Consider the following 11,775-nt stretch of genomic DNA (forward strand, 5'->3'; position numbering starts at 1 on the left):
GAGGCTTTGTTTTTTTATTTTTTCATATGTGTGGCTAGTTTGTTATAACTTTCAGAGCGTTCAATTGCATCTTCTTTAGTTTTATCAAGTAAATGTTCGACTACTTCTTGATTTTCTTTAATTGTATGCAACGCAGAGTAACGTGTTTGTTTTTCAAGAAAATCACGCATTTTATCAAAATCTGTTTTCTTGTAGTCAATGACCATCGGATCTTTGCCTTTCTTAACTAACTCTGGATTATAGCGATAAAGTGGCCAATAGCCAGATTCAACGGCTTCTTTGGCTTGATCTAACGTCCGAACCATTCCGCCTTTGACCCCGTGATTAATACATGGGGTATAACCGATGATAATTGATGGGCCTGGGTACCGCTCCGCTTCGTCAATTGCTTTAATCGTTTGCATTGAGTTTGCGCCTAAAGCTACTTGTGCAACATAGACATTCCCATAAGTGATTGCCATCATCCCTAAATCTTTTTTAGAGGTATGTTTCCCACCCGCTGAGAATTTGGCAATGGCTGAAGCTGGTGTGGCTTTAGATGTTTGCCCGCCTGTATTGGCATATACTTCGTTATCCATAACAAAAATATTAACATCTTCCCCACTGGCAAGGACATGATCAATGCCGCTAAACCCGATATCATAGGCCCAACCATCGCCGCCGACAATCCATTGACTCGTTTTCACTAGTAAATCTTTTTGTTCGTAAATTTTTGTTAAAAGTGGATCTTCATCGGCTTCTTCACTTAATGCTGCCGCTAGTTTGGTGGCTCGCTGTTGTGTTCCTTCCCCTTCAGCCATGTGTTCTAACCAATCTTTTAACAAGGCTTGTAGTGAATCTGATCCGACATTTTTAGCAAGACTTTCTTCAACCAGATTAGCTAAATGTTGACGTTTCGTTCGATTGGCAATATACATACCATAACCATATTCCGCATTATCTTCAAACAGCGAATTACTCCAAGCTGGTCCTTGGCCACATTCGTTCGTTGTATAAGGTGTCACTGGTGACGAACCACCCCAAATTGATGAACAGCCTGTTGCGTTAGCAATCATCATTCGATCACCAAATAATTGTGTCAACAACTTAATATAAGGTGTTTCGCCACAGCCTTCACAAGCACCTGAAAATTCCATCAATGGCTGATTAAATTGGGAACCTTTAACAGAAAGTTTTTTGACTGGGTTGGCTTTTTGTTTAAGAGTCATCGCAAAGGCCCAATTCATCGCTTGCTCTTTTTGAGTTTCATAAGGTTTCATTAAAATCGCCTTGTCTTTCACAGGGCAAGCCTGAACACAAAGACCACAACCTGTACAATCTTCTAAAGAAACTTGGATACGATACATCAATCCATCTGTGCCACGCATTTCGCGCATGGCAAAACCTGCAGGTGCTTCTTTCAGTTCTTCTTCATCCGCTAAAAACGGTCGAATAGCCGCGTGTGGACAAACAAAGGCACATTCATTACACATCGTACACTTATCTATTTGCCACTCAGGCACTTCTAACGCAATGCCACGTTTTTCATAAGCCGCAGTGCCCATAGGAATGGCACCGCCCTTCATTCCGTTTTCAATCAAATCTGAAACGCTCAGCTGATCCCCTTCTTGACGATTGATTGGTTCTAAAATATTTGTCACAAAAGCTGGAACTTCCGACTCTTGATTTTCTGGTTCTAAAACAATGGTGGCCCAATCTTCTGGGACTACAATTTCTTGCAGCGATTCAAAGGTAGCATCAATCGCTTGGTAATTTTTTTCAACAATTTCCATTGATTTTTTTCCATAAGTCTTTTTCACTTCTTCTTTAAGTAACGGTAAATATTGCTCTTTCGTTAAAATATCTGTTACTTCAAAAAAGGCAGTAGACATCACTGTATTGATCCGACGACCTAAGCCTACTTTGCGAGCTAACTCAACCGCATTGATAATGTAAAATTTGATTTGGTGCTCCCCAATATATTTTTTTAACTTAGCCGGTAATAAACGGTGAACCTTTTCTTGATCCCAAATAGTATTCAGTAAAAACGTTCCGCCATCTTTTAAACCTTTTAACAGGTCGTATTTATGCAAATAGGACGCATTATGACAAGCGATGAAATCTGCTTGTTCAATTAAATACGTGGAAGTAATTGGCTCTTTACCAAAACGCAGATGCGAAACGGTTAAACCGCCTGATTTTTTAGAATCATAACTAAAGTAAGCTTGTGCATAAAGGTCGGTATGATCTCCGATAATTTTAATCGCTTGCTTGTTTGCTCCCACAGTTCCGTCAGAACCAAAGCCCCAAAATTTTGCTTGGAAGGTAGTATCTGGCGTTAAATCTAAAGTAGGTTCTTCTGGCAATGATTGATAAGTTACATCATCAACGATCCCCACCGTAAAGCGTTGCTTTAATTCTTTAAATGGCAATAACAAATGATCATAGATCGCTTTAATTTGATTAGGCGCTACGTCTTTAGAGCCTAACCCATAACGTCCACCAATCACAATTGGTCGATTTTCATGTTGATAAAGAGCGCTTTGAACATCTAACAATAACGGTTCTCCTTCGGCTCCTGATTCTTTTGTTCGATCTAAAACCGCAACCTTTTCTACTGTAGCTGGTAATTTTTCAAGAAGGTTTTCGGTAGGAAATGGACGATATAAATGAATATTGATAAAACCAACTTTGCGTCCTTGTTGATTGAGATAGTCAACTGTTTGTTTGATTACTGGCGAAGCCGACCCCATTGAAATAATGACTTCTGTTGCATCTTCAACCCCGTAATAATCGGTTAAATCATACGTTGTTCCACGAAGATGGTTAATTTTTTCCATGTATTTTTGAACAATTTTTGGCATTTCTTCGTAATTTTTATTGACTGTTTCTCTTTGTTGAAAATGAATGTCAGGATTTTGAGCGGTCCCTGAAACAGTGGGATGATTAGGATTCATGCCTCCCATTCTAAAACGAGTTACAGCTTCCTGATTCACCATTTCTTTCAGGTCATCATAATCAATCACTTCGATTTTTTGTAGTTCATGGCTCGTTCTAAAACCATCAAAAAAGTTTACAAAAGGTAAACTACCTTCTAAGCTAGCTAAATGAGCAACTGCCGACAAATCCATTACTTCTTGGACACTCGATTCTGCTAACATACAAAAACCTGTTTGGCGGGTAGCCATCACATCGCCATGGTCACCAAAAATACTCAACGCACTTGTCGTTACTGCCCGAGCCGCCACGTGGAACACAGAAGGTAGCAATTCTCCTGCGATTTTATACATATTGGGAATCATCAACAGTAAACCTTGTGAAGCAGTATAAGTAGTGGTTAACGCACCTGTTTTTAACGAACCATGAACTACTCCCGCTGCCCCAGCTTCTGATTGCATTTCAATAACTTGAACTTTTTGACCATAAATATTTTTTAAACCACTTTCCGCCCATTCATCTACCAACTCAGCCATTGTTGAACTTGGTGTGATAGGATAAATAGCGGCAACTTCTGTAAACGCATATGAAATATAAGCCGCTGCGGTGTTTCCATCCATTGTTTTTTTCATTTTTTCACCTTTTATCTTTCCTAAACATTGCTTGTGACTGTTGTTTTTTGTGTTTTGACATACTGATCAATTGCATTAGCTGCGATTTTCCCAGCGCCCATCGCTAAAATAACGGTGGCAGCACCTGTAACTATATCGCCCCCAGCAAAAACGCCAGGTATTGAGGTTGCTCCTGTTTTAGGTTCGGCCTGAATGTACCCCCATTGGTTTAGTTCTATTTCTGGATATGTTGATAGCAAGACTCGATTTGCTCCTTGGCCAATTGCCTCGATTACTGCATCAGCAGGAATGGTAAACGTGCTGTTTGGAATTGGTTCTGGACGTCGTCTTCCAGACGCATCTGGTTCACCTAAAACCATTTTGACACATTCAACACCGGCTAGATTTCCTTGTTGGTCATCTAAATAAGCAATTGGATTCGTCAACCAATAATAGTTAATTCCTTCTTCAAGGGAATGGTGGTATTCTTCAATTCTTGCTGGTAATTCTTCTAACGAACGACGATACACAATATTCACATTTTCAGCGCCTAATCGTTTGGCTGAACGAGCGGCATCCATTGCAACATTCCCGCCGCCAATCACAACGACATTTTTAGCACGTTTAATCGGTGTATCATATTCTGGAAACTCATAGCTATGCATTAAATTGATTCGTGTTAAAAATTCACTAGAAGAATAAACCCCATTTAAACTAGTTCCTGGGATTCCCATAAAGTTTGGTGCCCCTGCACCAACCGATAGATAACAGGCATCAAACTCTGACATTATTTCTTCCATCGTAATCGTTTTACCTACTACCACATTGGTTTCTATTGTTACACCTAAGGCTTCAATACTCGCAATTTCCTGTTTAACAATTTTTTTCGGTAATCGAAATTCAGGTATGCCATAGGTTAATACACCGCCAGCTTCGTGAAGCGCTTCAAAAATAATTACTTCGTAGCCGAGCTTTGCCAAATCCCCCGCAACTGTTAACCCAGAAGGACCAGAACCGACCACTGCTACTTTCCCTTTTGTTGGTTCCGCTGTTTTCTTAGGAAACATGTGATTTTCTAATGCCCAATCGGCAACTAAACGTTCTAATTTGCCAATTGCCACTGGTTCAAAGTTTTTGGCTTTCCCTAATTTACAAACTTGTTCACATTGTTTCTCTTGCGGACAAACGCGTCCACAAATAGCAGGTAAATTCGTATATTTACTTAAAATATCGGCTGCTTGTTCCATGTTTCCTTCACGAATAGCTAAAATAAATCCAGGAATATCAATCATCACGGGGCATTTAGCAATACAAGGTGCATTTTTACATTGTAAACAACGAACCGCTTCTTCTTGCCCTTCTGCTAATGTATAGCCTAAGCAAACCTCTTCAAAATTACTCTTTCTGATAGTAGGTGCTTGTTCCGCAATCGGTGTTTTTATACGACTTTTTCTAGCCATTTTTCTCCACCTGCTCTTTCAAACGATCTGTAAAGCAAACTGCTTCTTCTTCCTGATATTGCTTCATTCGATTAATGAATTCATCCCAATTTACTTCATTGCCTTTAAACTCAGGTCCATCAACACAGGCAAATTTCATGGTGCCATCAACAGTGACCCGACAACCGCCACACATGCCTGTTCCGTCAATCATAATAGGATTCAAGGAAACATAAATTGGTAATTGATGTTTTTCAGCTGTCAAGGTACAAAATTTCATCATGATGCTGGGCCCAATCGCCCAACTGCACGCTACAGATTCACGTGCAATAACTTCTTCCATCGCTTCTGTTACTAAGCCCTTTTTACCTAATGAACCATCATCCGTTGTAATGATTAGTTCATCCGAATAACGACGGCATTCTTCTTGTAACAGAACTAACTCAGCTGTTCGTGCCCCCAAAATCGTAATCACTCGGTTGCCTGCTTCTTTTAAAGCCTTGATAATTGGATAAATAGCCGCGATGCCAACTCCACCACCGATAACCATCACCGTTCCATATTGCTTCACTTCTGTGGGCATACCTAAAGGTCCAGTTATATCTAACAAAGAGTCGGAAGTTTTAAGTTGGGAAAGTGCAGCTGTTGTCTTACCGATTACTTGGAAAATAATTCGAAGACTGCCTGCTTGTGGATTTGTCTCCGCAATCGTTAAAGGGATCCGCTCTCCTTTTTCGTCAATTCTTAAAATAACAAACTGTCCAGCCTGGGCATGTGTCGCTATTCTTGGCGCTTCCAGCCAAAAATCAAATGTATTACTAGATAATTGAGTCGACTGAAGAATATTAAACATTGAAATACCTACCTTCATCATTCCTTTTCATTCTGACTCCTACTTTCTTAAATCCTTAGGCAACGCTATCAGATAAAGTTGTGGCGACACTTTTAACAAATGTTTTTAGCATTTCGATGTCTTCTTCTTCTGCATTGTTTTCAATTTCAACTGTTTCAGCTACTTTTTTAGCACCAGCTTTTTCAAAAGCTCCTACAAAATCATGCGCTGATTTACAGAAAAATTCACCATATTCACGATCACCGGAACCAACAACGCCAAATGGCTTACCTGCTAAATCCTTTTCAGTTAATTCATCAAAGAAATCTTCAAATTCAAAAGGCAGTTCCCCATCACCATAAGTATACGTTGCGATAATACAAGCATCTGCATCATCAAAGAAGTCTACATCAACTTCTGAACATTCTTCACGTTCTACTTCAACTCCAGCTTCTTGAAACTGTTCTTCCAAAATCTCGGAAATTTCTTCTGTGTTTCCAGTCATACTTGCATAAACAATTTTTACTAGTGCCATCTTCATTCATTTCCTTTCTGTTGTCCTAAATATTTCAATGCATTCAAATGCAATTGTAACCCCTTACATTAACTACTAAAAAAATTTTTTAACAAATGATTTTATTCACAAACTAATCTAACTAAGTATGTACTCTTCTCCTTTCGAGATAGAGTATTTTTTACTACGTCTTTACTATACCACACTCCAAACCTTTTTAACAATATTTTTAAGGTAAAAAAAATATTATTTAGGTTCTTTTTTATAAAACGTTTTTCCTTCTTCCAATCATAAAAATTGCTTCTAAAACCGCTCCCCCTAATGCACGAGCTTTGTCGGAGATCGTCAAGCAATCGACTTTCTCAACTGGTCGAGGATCTACATCTGCACACTTCAACCCTTGATAACAGGTTACCTTTTCTGAAATCAATCCTCTCAAAGTCCCTGTCAGAGGCGAATAAACTGGAACCTGATCGATAAAAAATAATGCTTCCCCTTTCAACACAAAATCCCCTATGTTTTTAAGGTGGGTAACTTGTCCTGAAGCAGGAGCATGGACAACTCGTTCCGCACTTTTTCCGCCAATTTCACCTGGAATACCTGTATTAGGTAAAGCTGTTCCTTCAAAGTATAAACGTCCCAACCTATGTCCACGCATTGTCTCAATCACAACATCGACATCTTGCGGTGCTGAAAAGCCTGGTCCTAAAGCAATCATAATCGGTGCCATTCCTCGATGCGTACCTAAATTTTTCTTAGCCAAAATCGCATCGATAACAATCAGTGGTTTCAATTGTTGAATAGCACTTGCTGTTTGATCGACAAAAACAGGCAGCTTATTTTGCTGCCAACATTTCGCGCAATCCTTTAATGAAGTAATTCGAACAGCAACCAAATCTTCCACTCTTTGTTCTTTCTGGAAAATAGCATCACAAACTGAAACAGTCCGCCGAATGGCCAGAGGACATTCTGTTTCTAATACTAGTATTTTAAAGCCAACGTGCCATAATTTTTGGATAACGCCTGTCGCTAGATCGCCCCCTCCGCGAACAATCACTAATTTTTCTTGGATGTTTTGACTGATTTCTCCCATAAAATAAGTCCTTTCTCTAATTCCATATTGCAAGCAATAATTTTGTCTAATTTTTCAAAACAGCTTTTGGGTAACTGAAGACAGACATTCATCGCTTGAACGAACTCTCTTCGCGTATGGGTTTGATTTAAACACAAAATTCGTTTGCCTTGGCTCTCTTTAAACAATCCTTTTGGATGAGCAATGAGTTGAGCTAACAATGTTTCTGTGATTGGTTCTTGTTGTTGCGCATCGGTTAATTCCAAAAAAAGCGGCAACCGATGAATGGTCGTTTCATCTATCTTTTGACCAATCACAGAAATCGGAAGCACACCAATTGTGGTGGTTGTTTCCTTTAATATCACGGGTTCATAAGAGGACCAGCCTTTCAAAGGTCGTTGTTTGGATCCATCCGCTTCTAAAAAAACTTTCGTGAAGTGCTGAAACAATATTTGAAGCGAGGTCATTGCAGGCATCGTTAGTTTTGTTTGATTGTTGATAGCGGTTCCTGCTAAAGTGATTCCGCAGATATTCGGCATTATTTTTTCAAAATGGTTTGTATAAAAATAATCATACAATTGACGTTGGGGAAACCCAATTTTTGTGGTTGTACTAACCAGAACAGCTTCCTTTCGATATGTTTTTGCTAGCGCCCACATTAAGCTTGTTTTCCCACCACTACCAACAATTGACACAATCTCCTTTCCTTGTAAATCAAAACACTTTTTTAAGGACTCCACAGTTGGTACCTCCTTTCCCCAAGGTCATTTTTCACAGAAAAAATAGAGGCTACGCGTACTTTTGCTTCTTCTAAAAAACATACACTGTGAGTTATTTCCGCTTCATTAATGAGTAAACCGATCCCACAGCCATCCGTCAATGATGGTGGCAAAGTAAAGACGCGAACAGCCACCTTTCTTGCCAACAGTACTTGTTCCGCCTGAACAGCATAATGTGTATTCGGAAAGGTTAGCAAATACTCCATCTTTTCACCTTCTTTTTTTGTTAAAGCGTAATTACTTTAGCCGCTTGATTCATTGTTTCAACAATTTCGTACATATTAGTAATAGAGCCGATGGCTAAGGTGTCTGTTAAATGATAAAAATCTAAACAGGCCCCACACGTTTTAATCGTGGTTCCCTTCTCCACTAATTGTTGCAAATCAGCTAAGGTGTTCGCTGCTTGATTCGTTAAAAACGCCCCTCGATTAAAGAATAATAGCTGTGTAGGAACAGTTTCTGCTTCTGATAATGATTGAAGATAACTTTTCATTAGTAGTCGTCCTAGCTGCTCGTCTCCAGTACCTAATTGATCGGAGCCAATCGTAATTACTAAATCTGTTGCTGACTGACTTGTTTGTTGCGTCGCTTCTTCAGGTACCGTAATTTTGACAGAGAAAACCGTGGCTTCTATCTGCTTCGCAGTCAAAGTGGCCTGTTTTTTAGCAGCTAATTTTTTCAAATTTTCAACAGCTACTTCGTTATCGACTAAAACCTCGATAGTGCCTCCAGCTAAACCTAACTCCGCCAAAGCTTTTTTTGTTTCAATCACAGGTATTGGGCAAGGTTTCCCCAATGCATCTACTAATTTCATATTTGGCCCTTCTTTCTATAAAAGTACTACTGCTTGTTGTTCTTTTGGCAGAACCTCGCCAATAATTTTGGCAACAGGGTCCTCTTTTTGAATAGCTGCTAAACAGGCTGCCGCTTCGTCAGCAGCGACACTAATTAACAGTCCGCCAGATGTTTGTGGATCAAACAAAAGTTCTTGCATTTCCATAGAAATTTTTGAATAATCGATTGTCGTTCCGATTGTTTGTCGGTTTCTTTGCCCAGCTGCAGTGACTAAACATTCTGCGGCGTAGGCCAACGCTCCTGTAATGGTTGGTAATGCTTCTGTATCAATCAGTAATGTTACCTGATTATCAGCCATTTCTTTCGCATGAATTAATAGACCAAACCCAGTCACGTCAGTACAAGCATGTACTGCGTAGGATCGAGCATTCGCAGCGGCATATTTATTTAAACGTTCCATCGAATCTTGTGCGATTTTTTGTTCCGTCTGCTTCGCCAATTGCCCCCGAACAGCCGCTTGAATAATTCCTACACCTAATGCTTTAGTTAAAATCAAGACATCCCCCACCTGTGGCGTATTATTATGCCACAAATTTTCTGGATGAACTTCTCCAGTTACCGCTAGACCATACTTGGGTTCATGGTCATAAATCGAATGGCCTCCTGCCAGTAAAGCACCCGCTTCCTTTAATTTTAAACTGCCACCTAAGAGCATTTGTTCCAACCATTCTTTTGACATCTTTTGTGGAAAACAAACAAGATTTAGCGCATAAAGGACTGTTCCGCCCATGGCATAAACATCACTTAAAGCATTAGCGACCGCAATTTTTCCAAATGATAACGGATCATTGACCATTGGTGAAAAAAAATCTACCGTTGAAATCAAAGCTTTTTCAGGCGTTATTTGGTAAACCGCGGCGTCGTCGGCATGTTCAAATCCGACGAGTAGCCGCTCATTTGCCGGTGTTTCGGGTAAGTGTTGCAACAATTGATTCAGTACACGGGATTCAATTTTTGCCCCGCAGCCACCTGATGTACATTGTGATAAAAAATCCATGCTGTCCGCTCCTTCTCAAATTAGTAGTTCTTGTAAAGCGTGAATTGTCCAAGTAATTTCTTCAGGCGTTGTCTGCCAACCAAAGCTAAAACGTAAGGTGCCAGTTGCTAAAGTCCCAGCTGTTTCATGGGCTAATGGTGCACAATGCAAACCTGCGCGCGTCATAATGCCATATTGTTCTGCTAGTTGCTGTGCCACCACTGTTTCTTCCTGATTCCACAGTGTGATAGAAACAACAGGGACAGTTTGTGCCACGTCCTTGGTTCCCAAAATTGTGACAGGTAACCCTGATAAACCATTTAAAAAATTCTGCATTAAGGTTCGTTCGTGCTTTTGAATCGCTGCTAAACCAATTTTATTCAACTCTTTAACAGAACTATTTAAGCTTAAAATACCTAAACTGTTTAACGTACCAGCTTCAAATTTATCTGGTAAAAAAGAGGGTTGATCAAAGGAATTAGAATGGCTACCAGTGCCGCCCGTTATCAGTGGTTTGACCGCTTCAGCCCCTCGCTCACTAAAAGCTAACCCACCAATACCTGCTAATCCATATAAGCTTTTATGTCCAGTAAAGGCTAACACATCAATGGCCATCTGGGTCATTTTTATTGGTAAAAAGCCCGCCGTTTGAGCCACATCCAAAACGGTTAATAATCCTTTCTGTTGGGCCCATTGAAAACATTCTTCAATGGGTAAAATGGTGCCTAAGACATTCGACGCGTGTGTCATCACCAATGCTTTTGTATTCGTTCGCCAGGCTCGCTGAATATCTTCTACATCTAACAGGCCCGTTTTTTGACAAGCAACATACGTCACTGAAATGCCTCGTTCTTTCTCAAGTAAGTGAAGAGGTCTAGCTACTGCATGATGTTCTAACATGGTCGTAATCACATGATCGCCAGGTTGTAAAATCCCCGCTAATGCAAGATTTAAGGAAGTTGTTGCGTTATTCGTAAACGTAATCTGAGCCGCACTGGGTGCCTGAAAAAAGTCTGCTAACAATTGACGTGTCTCTAAAAGAGGAAGCCCCTCTCTAAGCAAAGGGGCATTTCTTCCGTAATTCATGAACTGATTTTCTGCTAAATAGCCAGTCAAAGCCTCAATGGTTGCTGGAAATTTTTTATAGGAAGTCGCTGCATAATTTAAATAAACCAAGTCCTTCATACGCTTTTCCTCTCTAACTATTGGTTTCTTGAATTAATTTTCTGTACTCTTCTGGCGTATCGATATCTTTTAAACGGCCAGGAGTCGCTATTTTCAACATCTGAACTGCTTCTGGAAAGCGTTCACAAATCATGCGTCCGCCTGTTTCACCAGTCAATGTTAATAGTTCTTGTCGAAATTGATTACCGAATAATACTGGACTACTAGGACAACCATCTTTTTGTAATGGCACTATAATTTTATTTCTCTGACATTTATCTAACACGGGTTGTAGCATTTTAGGTGTTAACAATGGTTGATCACTAGGTAAGTATAAATAGCCAGCTCCCCGAGCTTGTTCAGTTCCTAAACGAATACTGCTACTTTGCCCTTCTTGCCATTGATGATTGAGAATCAACTGAATGTTCTTAGGTAAAGGAAACGCTGGCTGATTCTCAGGCGAAACAACTAAAATCCGTTCTAATACGTCTAATTGGTTCACTAAGGTTAACGTGTGCTCTAAAAATGTTTTTCCTTGATATTTTAAGAACAATTTATTTTGGCCCATTCGTTGTGAATTGCCCGATGCTAGAATAATGACACTAACGAGTGACATG

Annotated in this window: 11 protein-coding genes; all 11 read right to left on the minus strand. The window is 39.9% G+C overall.

What is annotated here, in order from left to right; genetic code table 11:
* Positions 1 to 14: 14 nt before the first annotated feature.
* Positions 15 to 3,548, minus strand: a complete 3,534-nt coding sequence (nifJ, locus tag IGJ52_RS10030) for a pyruvate:ferredoxin (flavodoxin) oxidoreductase (protein WP_438792067.1) — start codon at positions 3,546 to 3,548, stop codon at positions 15 to 17.
* A 20-nt stretch (positions 3,549 to 3,568) separates the two neighbouring features.
* Positions 3,569 to 4,987 carry an NADPH-dependent glutamate synthase gene (gltA, locus tag IGJ52_RS10035; RefSeq protein ID WP_438792068.1) on the minus strand — a complete coding sequence of 473 codons (1,419 nt, stop codon included), beginning with the start codon at positions 4,985 to 4,987 and terminating at the stop codon, positions 3,569 to 3,571.
* On the minus strand, positions 4,980 to 5,837 hold the full coding sequence (locus tag IGJ52_RS10040; RefSeq protein ID WP_161633694.1) for a sulfide/dihydroorotate dehydrogenase-like FAD/NAD-binding protein: 858 nt from the start codon (positions 5,835 to 5,837) through the stop codon (positions 4,980 to 4,982). The genes gltA and IGJ52_RS10040 overlap by 8 nt, the downstream gene beginning before the upstream one ends.
* Before the next feature lie 37 nt (positions 5,838 to 5,874).
* Entirely contained in the window at positions 5,875 to 6,339 is a 465-nt protein-coding gene (locus IGJ52_RS10045) for a flavodoxin (protein ID WP_002382673.1), read from the minus strand.
* Positions 6,340 to 6,574: 235 nt separating this feature from the next.
* Positions 6,575 to 7,405, minus strand: coding sequence for a selenium-dependent molybdenum cofactor biosynthesis protein YqeB (gene yqeB / locus IGJ52_RS10050; protein WP_002419489.1), 831 nt, complete (start codon positions 7,403 to 7,405; stop codon positions 6,575 to 6,577).
* Positions 7,369 to 8,124, minus strand: coding sequence for a selenium cofactor biosynthesis protein YqeC (gene yqeC / locus IGJ52_RS10055; RefSeq protein WP_002419488.1), 756 nt, complete (start codon positions 8,122 to 8,124; stop codon positions 7,369 to 7,371). Before yqeC ends, yqeB begins: the two co-directional genes overlap by 37 nt.
* Positions 8,112 to 8,369, minus strand: a complete 258-nt coding sequence (locus IGJ52_RS10060) for a DUF3343 domain-containing protein (protein WP_002387137.1) — start codon at positions 8,367 to 8,369, stop codon at positions 8,112 to 8,114. Before IGJ52_RS10060 ends, yqeC begins: the two co-directional genes overlap by 13 nt.
* Positions 8,370 to 8,389: 20 nt before the next feature.
* Positions 8,390 to 8,977, minus strand: a complete 588-nt coding sequence (yedF, locus tag IGJ52_RS10065; protein ID WP_010816679.1) for a sulfurtransferase-like selenium metabolism protein YedF — start codon at positions 8,975 to 8,977, stop codon at positions 8,390 to 8,392.
* 15 nt (positions 8,978 to 8,992) lie between these two features.
* Positions 8,993 to 10,015 carry a selenide, water dikinase SelD gene (gene selD / locus IGJ52_RS10070; RefSeq protein WP_002362241.1) on the minus strand — a complete coding sequence of 341 codons (1,023 nt, stop codon included), beginning with the start codon at positions 10,013 to 10,015 and terminating at the stop codon, positions 8,993 to 8,995.
* A 15-nt stretch (positions 10,016 to 10,030) separates the two neighbouring features.
* Positions 10,031 to 11,179 carry a selenocysteine lyase SclA gene (sclA, locus tag IGJ52_RS10075; RefSeq protein ID WP_438792069.1) on the minus strand — a complete coding sequence of 383 codons (1,149 nt, stop codon included), beginning with the start codon at positions 11,177 to 11,179 and terminating at the stop codon, positions 10,031 to 10,033.
* A 13-nt stretch (positions 11,180 to 11,192) separates the two neighbouring features.
* Positions 11,193 to 11,774, minus strand: coding sequence for a molybdenum cofactor cytidylyltransferase (mocA, locus tag IGJ52_RS10080; RefSeq protein WP_002419486.1), 582 nt, complete (start codon positions 11,772 to 11,774; stop codon positions 11,193 to 11,195).
* Position 11,775 lies beyond the last annotated feature (1 nt).

The organism is Enterococcus sp. DIV1758, assembly GCF_051711985.1.
GTDB lineage: Bacteria > Bacillota > Bacilli > Lactobacillales > Enterococcaceae > Enterococcus > Enterococcus faecalis.